Source organism: Bacteroidota bacterium, from assembly GCA_020402865.1.
In the GTDB taxonomy this organism is placed as follows: domain Bacteria; phylum Bacteroidota; class Bacteroidia; order Palsa-965; family Palsa-965.
In genome coordinates this window covers 15,935-35,235 of record JADBYT010000009.1, presented here as the reverse complement: position 1 = coordinate 35,235, position 19,301 = coordinate 15,935, and the positions used below count along the sequence as shown (strand labels likewise).

21 protein-coding genes are annotated in these 19,301 nt (G+C 49.8%); 8 read left to right on the top strand and 13 right to left on the bottom strand.

What is annotated here, in order from left to right; genetic code table 11:
- The first annotated feature begins 106 nt into the window (after positions 1-106).
- Positions 107-679, top strand: coding sequence for a hypothetical protein (locus tag IM638_07435; GenBank protein ID MCA6362856.1), 573 nt, complete (start codon positions 107-109; stop codon positions 677-679).
- 153 nt (positions 680-832) lie between these two features.
- Here the strand turns inward: IM638_07435 and IM638_07430 are convergent, their stop codons facing one another.
- A complete protein-coding gene (locus IM638_07430) occupies positions 833-1,228 on the bottom strand; it encodes a hypothetical protein (GenBank protein MCA6362855.1) in 396 nt (131 codons plus the stop codon).
- 185 nt (positions 1,229-1,413) lie between these two features.
- On the bottom strand, positions 1,414-3,903 hold the full coding sequence (locus IM638_07425) for a T9SS type A sorting domain-containing protein (protein ID MCA6362854.1): 2,490 nt from the start codon (positions 3,901-3,903) through the stop codon (positions 1,414-1,416).
- A 140-nt stretch (positions 3,904-4,043) separates the two neighbouring features.
- On the opposite strand from IM638_07425, the gene IM638_07420 reads away from it, so the two are divergent.
- The 4 genes from IM638_07420 (at position 4,044) to IM638_07405 (ending at position 8,090) form a co-directional block, all read left to right on the top strand.
- Positions 4,044-5,147: a M42 family metallopeptidase gene (locus IM638_07420; GenBank protein MCA6362853.1), complete on the top strand. Its 1,104-nt coding sequence runs from the start codon at positions 4,044-4,046 to the stop codon at positions 5,145-5,147.
- A 61-nt stretch (positions 5,148-5,208) separates the two neighbouring features.
- Entirely contained in the window at positions 5,209-6,750 is a 1,542-nt protein-coding gene (locus IM638_07415) for a GH3 auxin-responsive promoter family protein (protein MCA6362852.1), read from the top strand.
- A gap of 3 nt (positions 6,751-6,753) precedes the next feature.
- Entirely contained in the window at positions 6,754-7,401 is a 648-nt protein-coding gene (locus IM638_07410; protein ID MCA6362851.1) for a LysE family translocator, read from the top strand.
- An 11-nt stretch (positions 7,402-7,412) separates the two neighbouring features.
- Positions 7,413-8,090, top strand: a complete 678-nt coding sequence (locus tag IM638_07405; GenBank protein ID MCA6362850.1) for a hypothetical protein — start codon at positions 7,413-7,415, stop codon at positions 8,088-8,090.
- 11 nt (positions 8,091-8,101) lie between these two features.
- On the opposite strand, the gene IM638_07400 is transcribed toward IM638_07405, so the two are convergent.
- From IM638_07400 to IM638_07385, 4 genes are all read right to left on the bottom strand, one after another.
- Complete coding sequence (locus IM638_07400) at positions 8,102-8,488, bottom strand: nucleoside triphosphate pyrophosphohydrolase family protein (protein MCA6362849.1); 387 nt, start codon at positions 8,486-8,488, stop codon at positions 8,102-8,104.
- Positions 8,489-8,586: 98 nt separating this feature from the next.
- Positions 8,587-9,231: an OmpH family outer membrane protein gene (locus tag IM638_07395; protein MCA6362848.1), complete on the bottom strand. Its 645-nt coding sequence runs from the start codon at positions 9,229-9,231 to the stop codon at positions 8,587-8,589.
- Positions 9,232-9,324: 93 nt separating this feature from the next.
- On the bottom strand, positions 9,325-9,930 hold the full coding sequence (locus tag IM638_07390; GenBank protein ID MCA6362847.1) for a TonB family protein: 606 nt from the start codon (positions 9,928-9,930) through the stop codon (positions 9,325-9,327).
- Entirely contained in the window at positions 9,927-10,523 is a 597-nt protein-coding gene (locus tag IM638_07385) for an energy transducer TonB (protein ID MCA6362846.1), read from the bottom strand. Before IM638_07385 ends, IM638_07390 begins: the two co-directional genes overlap by 4 nt.
- Before the next feature lie 87 nt (positions 10,524-10,610).
- Between IM638_07385 and IM638_07380 the strand changes: the two genes are divergently transcribed.
- From IM638_07380 to mnmD, 3 genes are all read left to right on the top strand, one after another.
- Positions 10,611-10,916 (top strand): hypothetical protein, encoded by a 306-nt coding sequence (locus IM638_07380; GenBank protein MCA6362845.1) that lies wholly within the window; start codon positions 10,611-10,613, stop codon positions 10,914-10,916.
- A 152-nt stretch (positions 10,917-11,068) separates the two neighbouring features.
- Complete coding sequence (locus tag IM638_07375; protein ID MCA6362844.1) at positions 11,069-12,091, top strand: LacI family DNA-binding transcriptional regulator; 1,023 nt, start codon at positions 11,069-11,071, stop codon at positions 12,089-12,091.
- A gap of 11 nt (positions 12,092-12,102) precedes the next feature.
- Complete coding sequence (mnmD, locus tag IM638_07370; GenBank protein MCA6362843.1) at positions 12,103-12,783, top strand: tRNA (5-methylaminomethyl-2-thiouridine)(34)-methyltransferase MnmD; 681 nt, start codon at positions 12,103-12,105, stop codon at positions 12,781-12,783.
- A 24-nt stretch (positions 12,784-12,807) separates the two neighbouring features.
- Here the strand turns inward: mnmD and IM638_07365 are convergent, their stop codons facing one another.
- The 7 genes from IM638_07365 to gldF all read right to left on the bottom strand — a co-directional run bounded on the left by IM638_07365 (position 12,808) and on the right by gldF (position 18,987).
- Complete coding sequence (locus IM638_07365; protein ID MCA6362842.1) at positions 12,808-13,299, bottom strand: DUF2007 domain-containing protein; 492 nt, start codon at positions 13,297-13,299, stop codon at positions 12,808-12,810.
- A gap of 72 nt (positions 13,300-13,371) precedes the next feature.
- Positions 13,372-14,514: a DNA polymerase III subunit beta gene (gene dnaN, locus IM638_07360; GenBank protein MCA6362841.1), complete on the bottom strand. Its 1,143-nt coding sequence runs from the start codon at positions 14,512-14,514 to the stop codon at positions 13,372-13,374.
- A gap of 125 nt (positions 14,515-14,639) precedes the next feature.
- Entirely contained in the window at positions 14,640-14,969 is a 330-nt protein-coding gene (locus IM638_07355; protein ID MCA6362840.1) for a hypothetical protein, read from the bottom strand.
- Positions 14,969-15,247, bottom strand: coding sequence for a hypothetical protein (locus IM638_07350; protein ID MCA6362839.1), 279 nt, complete (start codon positions 15,245-15,247; stop codon positions 14,969-14,971). Before IM638_07350 ends, IM638_07355 begins: the two co-directional genes overlap by 1 nt.
- Before the next feature lie 93 nt (positions 15,248-15,340).
- Entirely contained in the window at positions 15,341-16,375 is a 1,035-nt protein-coding gene (locus tag IM638_07345; GenBank protein ID MCA6362838.1) for a hypothetical protein, read from the bottom strand.
- Between the two features lie 103 nt (positions 16,376-16,478).
- The gene (gldG, locus tag IM638_07340) at positions 16,479-18,251 is read right to left on the bottom strand and encodes a gliding motility-associated ABC transporter substrate-binding protein GldG (GenBank protein ID MCA6362837.1); all 1,773 of its coding nucleotides are present in this window, start codon (positions 18,249-18,251) and stop codon (positions 16,479-16,481) included.
- A gap of 4 nt (positions 18,252-18,255) precedes the next feature.
- On the bottom strand, positions 18,256-18,987 hold the full coding sequence (gene gldF / locus IM638_07335) for a gliding motility-associated ABC transporter permease subunit GldF (GenBank protein MCA6362836.1): 732 nt from the start codon (positions 18,985-18,987) through the stop codon (positions 18,256-18,258).
- Positions 18,988-19,301 lie beyond the last annotated feature (314 nt).

Sequence of the window (19,301 nt, the reverse complement as noted above, 5' to 3'; positions counted from 1 at the left end):
CGAATATAGGAAATTTCATAAGATAAGCAGGATGAGATTGTTTTGATTTTGAAAGTCGAAGTAAGGGTAGATTCACGATATTTATTGGTTAGAGATATAACTCCCAATGAAACTAAATAACACGCTCAATAAATTGATTGCCCCTTTCGTAACTATTTTCGTTTGTTATTTATTGGGATGTACAAATAGTAGTGTTAGTCATCATCATCGCTCCCGAACTGTCGATTCACTGTGTCAAAATGATTCATTATATCGTAAGTACTATAGAAATTATCAAACCGGTTTTGAGATAGACGATGCCATTCTTAGAGGAAAAAATAGTCATAAGAAAACAGTAATATGCTTTAATAGTTTAGCCTGTGTCAATTGCCGGGATTTTGAGAATAAAATACTTTTTAGTGATAGTATAAAATCGCTTATTCAGACAAATTTTATTTTCGAAAATTTATTTGTGGATGAAAGAATAAGGTTGTCTGATTCGAAAAGAGCTGCATTGTCTGCTAACAAACGAAATTTTGTTTGGACAGGAGAGTATTACAGCGGTTTTCAAATTGAACTTACGCACAGTGGGCATAATCCGGTATTTGCACTTTTAGATGGAAACGGGAAGGTAATTTCTACTTATACGGGAGATTTGAGTCGGGATAAATTTCATAGTTGGTTGTTGGAGAATCAGTAGTCAATTTTTAATGATTTATAGTTTACTTTTTGATTCTTTTAGAATAAGGGAATGCACATGAAACACTTATGCAATTCTAACCGATTATAGATGTATAACGTCCCAGAATATTACAAGCCATATTATAAAACTATTGCGCGCAGGCTTTTAGTATCACTTTTTGTTAGTGTAAATAATTGTCAGTGTCATTTTTGTTGCCCTGTTTACTCGATCAAAAATAACTTCATTTTCAGTCCTCACTGCATAATCTAAGACATAGTCTGGTTTATGTCCGTCAATATAATTCAGTCTGATTGTGTCATTGTTTTCTGTCCACGTTCCAGCATAAAAGTCATGTAAATACGCTGAATTTGTTCTAATAGTAAAGAAATTATTTTCTCGAAGATATAAACTAAAAAAACTTATCGCACCGTCATGATGTGCATATAAAATTACTTTTGATGTTCTGATTACATCACTACTTCTTTTTATTTTTCTACTTTCTTTACTACCATAACATGAGGTGAAAGAAAGCAAATACAATAGAATGATGAATTTAATTGTGCTCATTTTTATTGCATAATTACTGGAAGCTCTTAGCTACAAAATACGGAATTATTATATTAAATATTGTTGATAGATTCCGCACCATGCAAATACCGTCCTAAAGAATCCCCCCCAACAAAACAACACAAAACAAAAAAGTGCGGAAGCACCATCCCGGCACCCCCGCACTTTATACTCATTAAAACTACCTACAACTTCGCCGTAATACTGATCTTCTGCGTAGTTACTCCCGCCTCTGTTTGCAGCTGCAGGAAATACACGCCCGGCGCCAGTGCCGAAAGATCGAGCGGCAGCAAAGTAGGATTGTTTTGCTGACCGGCTTTAACCGTTTGACCGGCTACGTTAATTACCGACCACTGTACTTCGGCGGCAGGTGTCTGGCTGAAATCAACCGTGAAGAGGCCGCCGGCCGAGGGATTGGGATATACCGCCGGTGTGCCTGCCTGAAGGCTGTTTACGGCAAGAGCACCTACGGTAATGTTAATGTTGTCGATGTACAGGAAATTGCCGTAGCCGCCAATGTTGCGCAGCGCAATACGCACTGACGACTGGCCAATGTAGCTGTTGAGGTTCACCGTTTCGGTGCGCCACTGCGAAGCGTTTGGCGTAAAGACGTTGCTATTGTCGGGCGCAGTGGCCAGCGTGGTGCCTCCTTTGAGGAACACCTGTGTCCAGGTGAGGCCGCAGTCGGTGCTTACAAATACGCCGAGTGTGTCGGAGTAGGTGCTGCTATAGCGGGCGTAAGCCACATCAAACGTAATGGCGGCGGGGGCGGTTACACTGCCAAAGTTGAGCACGGGTGTAACGTAGCTGTCGGTTTTGCCTGCTGTGTTGGTGTTGAAATTATCCACAAACATGGAGGCCGTACTGCCGTTGCCCACGGTGGTGGAACGTGCCCAGGTTACATCGTTATCGGTGTTGATGATCTGCCAGTCGATACCGGGGAAGGGTGTGTTCTGGAAATTTTCGGCCACGGGCAGCATGGCGGTGCCGATCACGGTAAAGGTGAAGGTGGAAACGGTGGTATTGTTTGCATTGTTTCCGTCGGTGCCGTTGTTCGGGTTCGATACGGTTACCGTGAGTGTGTGCGAGCCGGCAGGCAATGCGATGTTGCCCAGCGTTACCGTAGCAATTTGAGCGCTGTTGAGCGAGCCGGTCCAGTTGTAGGCGGTGGGCGCATTGGTATCAATCTGCCAGTTAATGGTGCAGCTGGTGAGTGTGTTGAGTCCGGCATTGCGCAGATTTACCACAATATTTTCGTTTTGTGTGGCGGAGCATCCGCTGTAATTGCCCGAGGGCGAAACCACGGCGGCCATTTGCGCATCGAGCGCAGCGGTGGGTGTGTTGGGGTCGTACCCGTCGAGCGTTACGGCATTGGTGTTGCAGGGATCCAGCCAGTCGCGGAGGCGTGTGGCGGGCGTGGTGCCGGTGTTCCACGAGGTGGAGAATTTACCGTAGTAGTCGTTGAGGCTGCTTGCGGGTACATTGCACGCCGAGGGGCCTCCGAAGAGCTGCCCGATGATGCGGTGGTTCTGATCAAACAGGGGCGAGCCTGACGAACCGGGTTCGGTAACGCCTGATGTCCACTGCGTGGTGCGCCAGCAGTCGGCACTGCCGTAGGTGGCAGAAATGGTGGGGTTGCGGGCCCAGGTTATTTTTTTGATGTCGCCCGCAGGGTGGTGTATGCAGCAGGCGCTGTCGGCCACTACGTTTGCGTTCGACCAGCCTGAGTAATATACGTTGTAGCTGGCCGGAATGGCTGAGTTGATCTGGCAGAGGTGTACATCGGAGCCGGGGTTGCTGGCGCGTGCAGTGCCGCCGCTGAGCGATTGCGAGCTGGGGTTTGTGGCCGGATTGGTGCAGCCTGCGGCTTCCCAGTTGAAGCGGAATACCCAGCTTCCGTCGGCACTGCCGCAATGGTCGGCGGTGAGTACGTAGGGCGTGCCGTCCTGGCAGGTATTGTTGACCAATGCGCCGGTGCAAAATTCGCTGCCACCCGACACGAGGCACACCACCGAGCGTTTCTGATCGCTCCAGCTTGCGCCTCCGGGGCAGTTTGCATTGTTGTTGCACGAGCCGGAGTCGCCAAAGCCGCGCGAAATATTGCTTACATATGCGGCCACACCACGGAAACCATGTGTAATGCGGTAAATATTCAGTGTGCCCTGACCGCTTACGGCAGCAGGCTCTGAATATTCTACAACAACTTCTTCGCCCGCAATAAGCTCGGTTCCAAAAAGCTGATCGGCAAAGTTCGACGATGAGGTAAATGCGCCGAGAATTTGCGAATGATCAGGGCTGTAAACAAACAGCTTTGCCCCTTCGGGCAGGTGGAAATTGTTGAAGGCCAGGTTTACCGAAAGCGCGCCCGGACAGCGCACTCCCATGCGCCAGAAACGGGTGCCGTCGGGCAAGGTCTGCCACACGCCTGAATTGCGCAGGTTGTAGTTCGCATAGTGGTTGTAGCCAAATTTGTAAGCCCCTTTTACGGCATCCTGCTGCAAGGCGGCACTCATTACCGAATCGACATTGAAAGCAGGTGTAATGGCTACGGGCACGCGCGTGGCGGCATCCGAAAATTTGAAGCTCAGCGGCTGTCCGCCTTCTCCCTGGCCGGCAAACATCAGGAATGGTGTGAGCAAACCACCCAGAATTCCGGCTAATTTGATTTTTTTCATTGGTGTGTTGAGTGTAATTAGAACTGGATTTAATTTGGCAATCAAATTACTAATGCCAAGATAGTGGTTTTAGATTATTTTAGGGTAATGGTTTTAAGTGAATTCAGTTCTTATCTTTACAGAAACATGAAGTAGCTGTTATGGCAAAATCAAAAAAGAAGAAAACATCCCTGCTCACAGAGAAGTCGCTGGCTTTTCTGGAGGCATACATCAATAATGCATCCCCTACAGGTTTCGAATCATCCGGCCAGCGCCTCTGGCTTGATTATGTACGCCCGTATGTAGATACTTACATTACAGATAATTACGGAACAGTTGCGGGTGTAATTAACCCTGATGCAAAATATAAAGTAGTGATTGAAGCACATGCCGATGAAATTTCCTGGTTTGTGCATTACATTACTAAAGAAGGATTTATTTACCTGCGCCGCAACGGTGGTTCCGATCATCAGATTGCACCTTCCAAGCGGGTGAATATTCATACCGATAAAGGCATAGTGAAAGCCGTTTTTGGCTGGCCGGCCATTCACACCCGCGAACCGGGCCGTGAAGAAGCGCCCACGCTGAAAAATATTTTTCTCGACTGCGGCTGTTCGAGCGATAAGGAAGTGGCCGAACTGGGCATTCATGTAGGGTGTGTGGTGACTTATGAAGATGAGTTCATGATGCTCAACAACCGCTACTTTGTGGGGCGCGCGCTCGACAACCGCATGGGTGGTTTTATGATTGCGGAAGTGGCGCGTTTGCTGCACGAGAAAAAAACAAAGCTGCCTTTTGCGCTGTACATCGTAAACTCGGTGCAGGAAGAAGTAGGCCTGCGTGGTGCCGAAATGATTACCGAAACCATTAAGCCCGATGTGGCCATTGTAACCGATGTAACGCATGATACGCAAACGCCCATGATGAACAAAGTGGCGCAGGGCGATATTGCTTCAGGCAAAGGCCCGTCACTTACCTATGGTCCGGCGGTACACAATAAACTGCTTCAGCTCATTATTGATACGGCCAACAAAAACGAAATTCCGTTCCAGCGCGAAGTTGCCTCGCGCACAACCGGCACCGATACCGATGCCTTTGCCTACTCAAACGGCGGTGTGCCCTCGGCGCTTATCTCCTTGCCGCTGCGCTATATGCACACCACCGTTGAAAGTGTTCACCGCGATGATGTGGAAAATGTGATCCATCTCATCCTTGAGTCGCTGCGAAACATAAAAAGCGGACATGATTTCCGCTACATTCGCTGAACAAACAAGCCCTGCTTGCTTTAGCTGTTTCACGTATCCTCCACCGATAACGTAATTTGATATGGCCATTCTGGGTTCTATTCTGAAAAATACGCTGGCGCTTCAGAAGAAGTTGCCCAAGCTGCGTCGCCGCGATGCCTGGCGGATGCAGGAACGTACCCTGAAAAAGCTGCTGGCAAAGGCCGAGTTTACTGCTTTTGGCGAACATTACCAGTTTACCCGCCTGCTTGCCGATGCCGATACTGTGGGCGCATTCCGCCGCACGGTTGAAGTGCATGATTACAATTCCATGTTTCGCAAATGGTGGTACCGTACCCTCAACGGCGAAGCATTTGTATGCTGGCCCGAACGCGTAAAATATTTTGCCCTCAGCTCCGGCACTTCCGAATCGTCGAGCAAGCATATTCCCGTTACCAAAGACATGCTGCGTGCCATCCGCCGGGCCAGTATCCGCCAGCTTATGGCACTCAATCATTACACCCTGCCGCCCGATTTTTTTGAAAAAGGCATACTGATGATCGGCGGAAGCACACACCTCAATTACAACGGCACCTACTACTCCGGCGATCTCAGCGGCATCACCACCGGAAACATTCCGTTCTGGTTCCAGCATTTTTACAAACCCGGCCGGCGCATTTCGCGCGAACGTGAGTGGGACAATAAACTCGACGAAATGGTGCGCAATGCCAAAAACTGGGACATTGGCGTTATTTGCGGCGTGCCGGCCTGGATCCAGATTTTGTTTGAACGCATCTGCGAGCACTATAACGTAAGCCACGTGCACGAAATCTGGCCCAATCTTGAGCTGTACGTGTGGGGCGGTGTATCCATCAAACCCTACAAGAAAAGCCTCGATAAACTGCTCGGCCGTCCCATCAGCTACCTCGAAACCTATCTGGCCTCCGAAGGCTTTATGGCGTTTCAAAACCATCCCGATGCCTCTGCGCAGCGCCTTCAGCTCGACAATGGCATCTTCTTCGAGTTTGTGCCGTTTAACGAAGATAATTTTGCCAACGACGGATCGATGGTGAGGAATCCGCAAACACTCACCATTGCCGAAGTGGAAGAAAATACTGAGTATGCGCTGCTCATCAGCACCTGCTCAGGTGCCTGGCGCTACCTCATTGGCGACACCATCAAATTCGTTTCTGTAGAAAACGCAGAAATACTGATTACCGGCCGCACCAAACAATTCCTCAGCCTTTGCGGCGAGCATCTCTCGCAAGACAATATGAACCGCGCGGTGGATCTTGCGTCTGAAAAACTCAATATCACCATCAATGAGTTTACCGTGGCCGGTATCAATTACGAAAACCTCTTTGCACATCACTGGTACATCGGCACCAACGATCAGGTGGATGTAAACACACTGCGCACTTGTATTGATGATATCCTGAAAGATCTGAACGACGATTACCGGGTAGAACGTACAGCAGCTCTGAAAGAAGTAATTGTGGAAATTGTCCCCGTTGAGGCGTTCCGCGAATGGATGCGCCGCCAGGGTAAAACCGGCGGACAGCACAAGTTCCCGCGCGTAATTAAAGCCGATCGGCTGGAAAGCTGGAAAGCGGTTGTTGGCGAATTCAAAACTCAAACCGTATAACTCATGTTCAGCGCCATCGGTCAGGGAATGATTCTTGGTCTTGCGCTCAGTTTTTCACTGGGGCCCGCTTTCTTCGGACTTATCCAAACCAGTTTGCGCTATGGTTACCGTTCGGGCATAGCCATGGCCGGTGGCATATTTATCAGTGATCTGGTCTATCTGCTGCTTACCTATTTCGGAATTTCGAAAATCATTATGGACCCGAAATATTCCATTGTGGTTGGACTCACCGGCGGTGTATTGCTGATCGGCTACGGACTTGCGCAGATTTTGCGTAAACCTCAAATGCAAAGCATAGACAATGGCGAAGCGATAGAGCCGGTTACACCCACCATCGGCTCAATGGCGCTCAAAGGATTTCTCATGAATATGTTTAATCCGTTTGTGATTATTCTCTGGATGGGCGCTTTCAGTCTGGCCTCCAAAAATTTCGAGTTCAATCCGTTGCTCATCTTCCTGTTTTTTGCGGCCACACTGCTCACCATCCTCGGCAGCGATGTACTTAAATCACTCGCCGCCGGCCGCATCAAGCAATACCTCAACGAAACATTCATTCACAAGGTAAACATCATTGCAGGATTAATTCTCCTTATCTCAGGCGCTGTACTCATCGTACGCCTTTTTGTGGAGAAACCCTGGAATCACCATTAACCATTCCCTCCATGAAACAAGCCCTCTCCATTTTTGCCGTTGTGCTGCTGCTGGCCGGTTGCGGTCAGCTCGGCGAGCAGATCAAGAAGAATATGGAAACCGGTAATGCGTTGCGCGCACATTTCGAAACCGGAACGGTAACGGTAACCACCAACATTAGCGGCAACGGCAGTTCGGAAATTGAAACAGGCACCTCTGCACTGGGCAAACGCCTCGGTTTCGACAACCAGCGTGTGGCTATTGCCATGGCAGTAAAAGCGCAGGAGCTGGGCGCGGCAATGGGTGCCGAAACAGAAGTGAAAATAGACGATGGTGCGGTGAAAAATGTGTACAAACTCTCGGCTGCTGAAATAGCGTCGTACGCGGCTTCGGCAGCTTCGGCAAACAGATACCTGAGCGGCATGCTGGCCGGAAATAAAGACGCGCTGCTCAAAGACGGTGATGCCACTTACCTCGGCGAAGACCAGATCGGGCAGGTGCTTAATATTGCCACACAACAATTCAGCAAAACAAGTAATGTAAAGTTGAGCCGCCTTGCCGGTATTCTGGATACCAATATCGACAATACACAGATTCCGGTGCATGCCGTTACATATTGGGTTGAATTAAGTAACGGCGAAACGAAGAACTGCACGTTTTTTGTACAAACCGGCGACGGCCATAAGGTGGCCGGGTTTGATATTCGCTAACTAACGTTTAATTACCGCTCCAGCACTGTTTTGATGTCGGGGCGGAAATACAATTCGCTTTTCAGAATTTTCCCGTCTTCGCGGAAAATCGGATTTCCGTCGGCATCTAATTTCGACATGTTGCTGCGGTGAATCTCGTCGAACACTTCTTCAATTTTATGTTGAAGTCCGTGGCGGAGAATCGTGCCGAAGAGAATGTATAGCTGATCGCCGAGGGCATCGGCAATTTCCACCAGATCGCCTTTGCGGCAGGCATCGAGGTATTCTTCGTTTTCCTCCTTCATCAAATTGAATCGCAGTTCGGCTTCGGCCAGCGGAATATCGCCCGTGGGCTGGTGGCGGTTGCCAATGCGGAATACATCGTGAAATTCGCCTACCGACATAATTTTGGTAAGCAGCATGGAGGTGTTGATCTGGCTCATGGTGGTGTATGAATTAAACACCGGCCGCAGGAACACAGTTCGAGCGGCCGGTGTAATGTGGCAGTGTGTGAATATTATTTCTTGCCGCCCTTGGTCTGACGATAAGTGGCGTTGAGTGCGTTCAGCACATCGGCCGTTACATCAAGGCTGTCGTTGGCGTAAAGCACATTGCTGGCACTGCCGTAGCCCAGAATAAAGTCGATGCCCTTGGTTTTGCTGTACTCTTTGAAGTAGGAAGAAACCTCGGTTACAATCTTTTCGTTTTTCTTAAAGGCATTGTTCTGCAGCTGGCTCAGTTCGCGTTCCATTTTAGCCAGCTCTTCCATGCCGGCGTTGATTGATTTTTCTTCGGCCTCGGCTTCAGAGGCAGAGATGGTTTGTGCCTGTGCCCGCTGCTGGTATTTCGAATACTGCTCCTGCACCTCCATCTGGCGCTTCTGGTAGCGCTGATCGAGACTTTTCATGTACGCTTCCGTTTCGCGGGTAAGATCAGTAATGGCATCGTAGCGCAGGTTAATGGAGTCGATATTTACATACAATACACGCGCACCGGCCAGATTCTTGGGCACATCAAACATAAGTTTGGGCGATACGGAATCTTTTTTTACAGATACCGGGCTTTCTGTACCGGACGCATTGCCCTTGAAATGCAGGTAAAATAAAACGGCTACCGCAGCAAGCAGTACCACATTGAGCAACAGGGAAATTCGGTTATTCACGAGCGATGTTATTTGTTATCAGCGCAAATATAATAAAAGCCGGTTGCCTGCGGAGGATGTCGGGGCCGGGCTTTAGCAAGGTTTAACAGCTTATTACTCCTGCGGCACAAAACTCAGGGGCAGGGTAACCACGGTGCGCACCACTTTTCCGCCTTTACGGCCGGGCAGCCACTTGGGCATTTTCAGTACGGCCTGCATGGCTGCGGCATCACAGTCGGGGCTCAGTGAGCGGGTAATGGTGGCGTTGCTGATACTGCCATCGGTTTCCACCACAAAACGCACCATGACCATGCCCCGCACATTATTTTGCCAGGCCGTGGGCGGATACACGAGGTTCTTTTTCAGCCACGCATTCATGGCTGCCTCGCCACCGCTGAACTGCGGTGCTGCATCGGGACTGAGGATAATCTGTTCATCCTTTGGCGAAGGGCGGTACCGGCTTTCGTCGTTATCGTTCTGAATGCCGCTTATTTGTTGCGCCATTGCGGCGGCATGCGCCAGAATGGAATCCTGCTCGGCCTTTTCGGCCGGAGTAAGCGGATGCGGTTTACGCACAGTAAACGTATCAATGTAGGCTACCGTGTCGGGGATTGATTGTTCCTCCGCGGCCAGCGTATCGGCCGGTGGCGTTTGTTGCTCGGGCGCTTCCGGCGCACAGGAGGTAAAACCCAATACGGCCGCAAAAATCAACCACCTCATTTTGTGCCGAATTTTACGGTTACGTTCATTTCCATCGCCACCGTTTTTCCGTCTTTTCGGCCGGGGTTCCATGGCGGCATGAGTTTGGCCACACGCAATGCTTCTTCGTCGCATCCGTAGCCGAGGCTTTTGAGTATGCGGAAATCAGTAAGTGTGCCATCCGTTTTTACAAGAAAACTAACTACCACAAAGCCGGTAATGTTGTTTTTCTTCGCCTGCTCGGGATAGCGTGTATTATCGGTCAGAAACTTATCGAGTGCGGCACGGCCTTCCTTATAAGCAGGCGCCACCGGTAAAGCCGGCGGGTGCGGACGGTGCTGATGCATTTGTGCGGCAGCGGCACTGTCGGCTTTAAGAGTCGAATCCTCTTGCAAGGCCTTATATGCTTGCGCGTCGGCTATACGCACCGAATCGCGTTTAGCTGCTTCATAGGCTGCCCTCAGCGAATCTGCTTTCAGCATCGAGTCGCGCACCCGGTCCATATCGGCCGATGCAGTTTGCTGTGTGGCGTCTTTTTTCTCGCATTTATTGCTTTGAAGAATAAAAACAGCCAGCAACAGGCAGGCCGCAAGGGAAAACGATTTTTTATTCATAGGGTAAAAATACGCGAAAACTATGCCGCACATGCATTTGTACAAAATGTTCGGGCAGTGAAGTGAGTTTTTGTATAAATTCGTTTTATGCGTCAGGCATTTCCAAATTCTAAATCAAGACTGCTCAACACAGCATTAATCGCTGGTCTGGCAGGTTTGATTTTCTTCCTCTTTATGCTCAATGCCGAAACGCATACTCCGGGGCAAACAAGTACCGGAATGGCTGTTGCGTTCTGGCTTAATCTCTTTTTACAACCCCTTTGCCTTGGTGCTGTTTGGCTCACACGCAAAGCCCCGCGCAATATTGCCTTCAGGCTGCTGGTATGGATATACATTGTAGCCGGTGCCGCTTATATTGTATTTCCTGTCGGACTGGGGCTGCTGAAGCGATAAAGGGTGTTTAGATTACCTCTTAACAGTTAAAAACGCCCAGTTACTAATTTTTTTACTAAACAATTTTGCGGTTCGGCCGAATGGATTAGTTTTACATCCGGAATGCTGCATCGACCTTTTCCCCCCGATTCTCACAGCTTCCGATTTAGTGTATGGCAAAGGTTTCGATGGCCGAAATTGCCCGTAAGCTTGGCGTATCGCCAACTTTAGTCTCACTGGTTTTGAGCGGAAAAGGTAGCCAGTTTGGGATTAAGAAAGAAACTCAGGAAGCGGTAAGAAAATTAGCTGCCGAGTTGAATTATGTCCCCAACAGTGTAGCCAGTTCACTGCGTACGGGACGCACAAAAATTATCGGGCTGATAGTGCCCGACATTTCCAACCCTTTTTTCTCGCGCATAGCCCGCAGCATTGAGGATGCCGCTTCTACAGCCGGTTATTACCTGATGGTGTGCAGTGCCGATGAAGATACGGCGCGCGAAAATCAGTTGCTGCACATTATCCGGCAAAGCCAGCGTGCAGCAGGCATTATTGTGTGTACAGCACAAACTGATGTACAGCCGTTTTCGGAAATGATTGAGCAAAACTATCCGCTGGTGTTTATCGACCGCGATTTGCCGGGTTTAAACCGGCAGTTTGTGGGCGTAAACAACCGCTCAGGTGCCGAAAAGGCAGTTGAGCATCTGATTGCTGCAGGGCGCAAGCGTATTGCCATGCTTTCTATCGGGCCTTCCCACCTCAGTTCGGTGCGCGACCGTGTGCTTGGGTGGAAAGATGCACTGGCGAAGGCCGGCATGGCCGACATCACCAATCTTTTGCGCGAAGTGCCTTTCAGCGATGTTGACAAAGCCACTGCGGCGGCCGTAAAGGAGCTTACGCAGGGGCCTGATGCGGTGGATGCCATTTTTACGGCAAACAACCGCCTTGCCATTGCGGCAATTAATGCCCTGCGCGAAGCAGGCAAACACATTCCCGACGAAGTGGCGCTGGTCAGCTTTGACGATATTGATGTGTTTCCGCTCTTGCAGCCGCCGCTCACCGCAATGGCTCAGCCGGCCGAATCCATTGGCCGCGAAGCTGCCGAGCTCCTGCTGGCACTCATCAACAAATCAAAATCGCCTGCCGAAGCGCACAGCATCGTTCTCGATGCCGAACTCAAAATCAGGCGATCGGTGTAACCTGCATGCGCATGAGCAATGATTTCAGTCACCGTGAACTTATCCTTACGGCCGACGGCTCTCACTCGCTGTTCGTACCGGCACTGAATGAACATTATCATTCAGTGCACGGTGCGATACAGGAATCACTGCTTGTATTTATGCGCATGGGGTTTGACGAGGCGCTTAAAAAAAGGCAGGCATTGCGCATTCTCGAAATTGGTTTCGGCACCGGATTAAATGCCTGGCTTACTTTGCTGGCAACAGGCCATGCGCAAGTGCATTACACGTCGCTCGAAGCCTATCCGGTTGATCCGCAGCAGGCCACACAGCTCAACTATGCCTTGCACGAAGGCGCGCAGGGCGATGCAACCGTGTTTGCGCAATTGCATGATGCGGTGTGGAATGAAGCCGTTCCGATTACTACCGGATTTACGTTGCAAAAAATGCACTGCACACTTGATGCATTTACACCAAAGCCCGGCGAATTTGAGTTGATTTATTTTGATGCTTTCGCCCCGCGTGTACAGCCTGAATTGTGGACACAGGAGGTATTTGAGAAAATGTATTTTGCATTGGATACCGGCGGCATACTAACCACCTACTGCGCCAAAGGTCAGGTGCGCCGTAACATTCAGGCCGCCGGATTTATGGTGGAACGTCTGCAAGGTCCACCCGGCAAACGCGAAATGCTGCGCGGCCGGAAAGCATAGTTGCACTTTTCGCGCTGCATTAGTTTACAACTTCCATTCGGCATTGCATTCGCTGCACCAGCAAATACGCGGCGGCGATAAAGGCAGGTCAATACCCAGCGCCACCACACCCGATAGAATTGAACGCCAAAACGGCTGCACCGTAATGTAAATGCCGGCGGCATCGCACTCCATGCACACACCTTTGTTGAGGCGCATTTTTTTGCCGTTGTGTGTTACAAATTCGGGCTTGCCGGGTTGCGGCGTCTTGTTTTCTTGCAGGGCAGCAAGTACTGTCTGCGCCTGTGCGGCATCGGCCTGACGTATTTGTACGCGGATGCCGCCAAGGGTATTGGCCAGAAACGGATCCACACTTATGGTCATGGCATCGGGAATAAATGCTTCAATGCCTTCGGCTTCGAGTTTACCAGCCAGCAATTCGGCTTCGTAGAGGTAATAAAAGCGGGCTATGGTGATCAGATCATCCGGGAAATCGGGCATTTCATCCGGCTTTTCGGGGCTATCTATTTCAGTCATTGGATTAAGGTAATAAAAAAACGGAGAGGTTATTTACCTCTCCGCAATGTTGTATATAAAACCGGGGTATGCTTAGTTGTTGAGCATTACAGGCATTACAAGCATGAGTGTGTCTTCGGCGTCGTTGGCTTTGTTGCCGGGCAGAAGAATACCTGCGCGGTTGGGTGCCGAGAGTTCGATCACTACTTCGTCGCTGTCCACGTTGGTAAGCATATCGAGCAGGAACTTGGAGTTGAAGCCGATTTCCATATCGTCGCCGGAGTAGGAGCAGGTGAGGCGTTCTACGGCTTCGTTGGAGAAGTCGAGGTCTTCGGCGGAGATATTGAGTTCGCTGCCGGCAATTTTGAGGCGTACCTGATGGGTGGTTTTGTTGGCGAATATAGATACACGGCGAATGGAGCCGAGCAGGGCGCCGGAATCAATGCTCAGTTTGTTGGGGTTGTTTTTGGGAATTACGGCTTCGTAATTCGGGTATTTACCATCAATGAGGCGGCACACAAGTGTGGTACCCACGGTGCCGTCGGCAGCGATGCCCCACGAGAAGCGTGCGTTGGTGGGATTGTACTCAATGCGTACAATGCCTTCCACGCTGTTCAGAATATTTTTGAGCAGGTTGAGCGGTTTGCGGGGAAGAATAAATGAAGCGGCACCGGTTGATTTTACATCACTGCGGCGGTAGCGTACCAGTTTGTGTGCGTCGGTAGCCACAAAAGTGGCGTTTTCTTCGGTAAACTGCACAAACACACCCGACATTACGGGGCGGAGCTCATCGTTACCGGCGGCAAAAATGGTTTTGGCCACCGCGCGTGAAAGCACGCTGGCATCCATTTCAATGTTGTTGGCGTTTTCGAGTGAAGGCGCTTTGGGGAATTCATCGCCATTCTGACCGGTGATTTTGTACTTACCGTGGTCAGAGGCAATTTCAATGGCAAAACGCTTTTTGTCAACCGAAAATGTAAGTGGCTGCTCGGGGAATGTTTTGAGGGTGTCAATGAGCAGTTTTGCCGGCACAGCTACATTACCGCTGTCTTTCGACTCCACATTGAGCTGTGTGGTCATGGTTGTTTCCAGGTCGGAAGCCGAAACGGTAAGCTGCCCCTTGTCTATTTCAAAAAGGAAATTATCAAGTATAGGAAGGGTGTTGCTGGAGTTGAGCACACCGTTCAGCATCTGAAGCTGGCGAAGCAGTGTTGAACTGGAAACAATAAATTTCATAGCTGGTTTTATGTAATTATCCTGCAAAATTAGCCCTTTCAAAACCGAATGCGGGGCATTGCCCCGCATTTTTTAACCAACTTTTGAACAGGTGTTAACAAGTTGAAGTTGAGTTCAATTAATTGTTAATGAGTAGCTTCGCTTATTTCCTGCAAAATTTCTGCTGCAATACCCAGCTTCTGCGCGAGTATCATTACTTCCGGTTCGGGATACTCGTCTTTAATTTCAAGCACAATCGGATAATCAAGACCCGATTTTAACCAGATGGAATAATGCTGATCCAGACTTTGCCATCGGTTTTCTAATACTTCAAGCATGGTATAGGCTTCTACTGCCATACAACCAGCCTTTAATGCTGCATAAATTTCGGGATAATCATTTTTTAAGCCGCGGAGTGATTTGCGGAAACAGCCGTTTTCTTCGAGTATGGTTTCGAGGGATCGTCTTCTCAGCATCAGTTTGCAAATTTCTGGTTCAACTTCACATCATTGATTTTCAACTTCTCTTCCAGATCAAGCAAACTATTTTTGGCGTGTATGGCGTGTATGCCATCTTCGAAAGAAGCAGCTACGAGGCTGATGCCGAATGCATCTTTCATTTTGGATTTGGCGTCTTCCATGTTTTTGCCGGTAACAATGGGACCGCCGGAAATGTTGGAGAGGAATAAAGTAACCTCGCCATTTTTGTGGTTAATTATGGATGAAATTTCAACCGACTCTTTAGCTTCCTTCATGTTTTCTTCCTTTTTTAATTTCCCCAAAGGTATAATCCGCCCACACCCCTTGTCAAGGGTTTCTCCAAAAAAAACCAAAAATTATCCGAAAATCTATTCCCCGGCCTTCCTGAAATATTCAGGTGTAATAAGCAGTTTGCCGAATACGAAGTATTGTACCTGCACCATTTCCTTTTCCATGCTGCTGTAAGCATACATTCTGTCGGGGTCGTAGGCTGGCGGCATGGCTGCGGTGGAATCCTGCGGGGCCATGCCATCGTTCTTTTTCAGGTACAAGGCCACGCGGTTTACTTTACCCTGCGCATCGGTAACCGTAATAATATGCTCAGGTGTGCTGCGTAGTATTGAATCCTGCTGCGTGGGTTTGAGATTGACAGCGAGTCCTTCGTGACCAATGAAATTGAAATACGACAAATATTGTTTCACGGCTACCGTGTCAAACGGCAGGGGCTGTCCGCTGGTGGAATAAAGTCCGAAACCGTTACTTGGCGAGGTCTGGCGCACTTCAAACGACTGTTCCTTTGAAGCACGGTGTTCTACTTTGATGGAGCGGATGTTGGGCACAAAATACTTAAACACCGTCCGCTCGCGCCAGTCGTCGGGATTGGTGGAATAGCGCGGAGTGAGGTAGCCGTTAAAGCCTTTGAGTTCCATAATAAACGGCTCCGATGAGTTTGCACCGGTTTCAGCATCACGCAGCAGCATGTAAGTGCCCAGCATGTCGGGTGTTTCGCCGCCTACGAAATAGACTTTGGCTAGTTTATCGCCCTGATAAATTTCGACTTTGGTGCCGCTGGCGGCGAGGTTTTTGATGATATTTTCTTTAGCCAGACGGCTCACCGGTTCGCGTACGGAAAGGCCATGAATGGTGTTCATGAGTATTTTCATCGCATCGCGGCGAACGGGGTATTTACCATTTATCAGCCAGGTGCCGTTGCTTTCTTTGGTAAGTGTAAGCGATTTGGGTTGCTTGGTGGCAAAGAAAACTTTGGTTACCGAGGCGGTATCACTCACCGCAAAATCGCGGAGTTCTTCACTTAGGGTGGTTCCCTTATTGCGGGTAACGAGCCAGAATACAAGGCCGCCAAGGCCAAGCACAAGGAGTAAAGGGAGTAATGCTTTTTTCATACTTAGATTATTTGGCGGGATGGCGTTTCAAATATGGGCACAGGAATCGGGCAAATGCAAAAAAACTTGCCGGTGGTCAGCGTCAATTTTCAGACGGTTGCATTCAGGTTGTTTTCGGTTGCAATGGCTTGCGGCTGCCATAGCGGCGGATGCGCAAAATCATGCGCGCAAAGCCAAAGAGTGCTACAATAATTACCGGCACTCCTGTATTTATGGCCTGCCATTTTAAACGGTGCTGCGAAATGCTGTCGCGGTCGAGCAAACGAAGTTTTACCTCGCGCGAGCGAAGCGAAAGCAACTCTTTCCCGTCGAGCAGGTAGTTCATGCAGTTGAGCAAAAACTCCTTGTTGGCGTACAATGCCCCGCTTTGCGGCGAATTGCGGTCGTAACCCAGCGGCATGGCCTGTCCGTTGCGCACATCGTTTCCGGCAATTTCGCCGTCGCCAATCACAATCATACGCGTTTCGGGGCTTTGCTCCTTGTAACCGATAATGGGATTGGTTTTGATCTCGGCCGGCAGAAATTTGCTTTTGAAGTACGAGTCGAACTTTCCTTCCAGCAATACCGCAACCGGCTGAAACGGCTTGTTGAGCATGCGCCGGTCGAACTGAAAGCGGGTCATGGCGAGTGAAATACGGGTGGGCGTATTCACCACGCGCGATTCTTTGGAGCTGGTGAGCAGGATGGTTTTCTTTACCGGCGAGGTGGTTTCCACGGTATCTACCGTGCTCAGGTAAGTACTGCGGATAGCATCGAGGTTGCGCACTATGGGGTGCTGGCTTTCGGGCCGCAGCATGGGGTAGAAAAGCCACGGACGGCGTTCGATGCGCGGCTGTGCGCCGGGCGGAGCTACGTTTATGGCTATGGGTGTGCTGTAACGATCCTGCACCAGATTGCTGTTCAGGCGTGCGCCCCAGCGGAAAAGCATGTCTTCTACGCCAAGCGTGTTGGGCAGTCCGTAAGTATTGCCAGTAAGTGCAAGGCTGTCCAGATCCACATACACCGGATCCACCATCCACAGCACGCGCCCGCCATACATTACAAACTGATCCACGATAAACTGTTCTTTGTCGCTCAGGGCTGTATCGGGTCGTGCTACAATGAGGGCGGCATATTTGTTTCGGATCTGATCGGCCTTTTGCATGGTATCGCGCAGGCCACGCAGCTGGTCGTTGAGGGTTACATATTCCAGATCGTAATACTCGCCCAGCGCGCCGGCAAAATCGGCCATGTAAAGTGAGTCGAGTTCGCCATGGCCCTGCAGCACGGCTACGCGCGGACGGTTTACGGTTTGGAGTTTGCGTATTGCGTTTGAAAACTCGTATTCGAGCTCCTGCACCGAGTTGTTCAGTTGTTCATCGCCACTGGCGCCGCGACGGGTGCTGAGCAGGTTGATGACGGTTTTCTTTGCATTGTAGGTGACAATAGCGCCGGGAAAAATGCGCTGTGTGGAAGTGGCTCCGTCTTCGCCGTTTACTTTTACTTCGAACGGAAGCAGGCCGCGCTCCATAAGCTGTTCGGCAAGTTTCTGGCGTTGGGCGGCATCGGGATTTTCGTTCGGATCAATGAATTCGTATTCAATGTTGTCGCCGCCCCATGCCCGGAATTCATCCAGCATGATGCGGGTTTCGTCGCGCAGCCGTTTAAAGCCGCCGGCACCCTGCGGAAAATCGCCTTCGAGATACACCTGCACAAACACCACATCTTTGAGTTTGCCCAGCATATCGCGGGTACCTTCATCAAGCGTGTAACGCTTTTCGGCGGTGAGGTCGAAACGGGCAAAAATATAGTTGGATGCCGTATTGAGCAGCACGATAATGCCCACGCCCAGCAGGAGATTCAGCAGATCGGATTTGCGGTTGTTTTTCTTTTTCACGGCTTTACCATTTCCGGCTTTCGAGCACGGTGCGTGTACATAAGAGGAAAAGGAAATTGAAGCTCAGGAAATACACCACATCGCGCGTGTCGATAACGCCGCGGCTGAGTGCATTGTAATGTGCATTGATGCCCAGCGATGCAATAAATGTATCGGCCGCGCCAAATAGTGAAAGTGAACTCACCTGCTCAAGCCCTACGTAACAGAAAAAACTCAGTACAAAAGCCAGCACAAAGGAAATAATCTGATTGTCGGTGAGCGACGAACTGAAAATGCCCATTGCCACAAACGAAGAGCCGAGCAGTAAAAGACCAATGTAAGAGCCCCACGTACCGCCCGTGTCGAGATTCCATTCAGGATAGCCCAACTCACCTACACTGTAAAAATAAACCAGCGTGGGAAGCAGTGAAAACAACACCAGCACCAGTCCGGCAAAATACTTGGCCAGAATAATCTGCATATCGGTGAGCGGACGGGTAAGCAGGAGTTCAATGGTGCCCGACTTCTTTTCGTCGGCAAAGGAGCGCATGGTAATGGCCGGGATGAGGAACAGAAACACCCAGGGCGCAATGCTGAAGAGTGTGTCGAGCCCGGCGTAGCCAATATCGAGTACATTGGTTTCGCCCGGCACAATCCACATAAACAGGCTGATGGCGAGCAGAAACACCACAATAACAATATACCCGATAAGGGAACTGAGAAAGGCGCGTATTTCTTTGACGAATAATGAATACATAGCGTTGCGAGCTGCCAAAAATACGTATTTGGCCGGATTTTTAGTGTTTAATGTGCACTTGGCAGTGAAAGGCGGGCAGGTGGTTGCCGGGTTTGGTTAAGTGACGGGAATTGAAGGTGTTTTATTGCACAGGAGATTGGAATATATAGCCGGGATTGAGCGGAGGACCGGGCGCAGATTTTTTTTCTGCGGCCGGGCCGGAGGGAAAGCCCGGGCAGGTGGAATTTTATTGCACACTCAGGTTCGCTCCAACTTCCACTTTTTCACCTTCCCGAAAAAAAGATCATCTTTGCACCGCCTGCATTACTATGAAG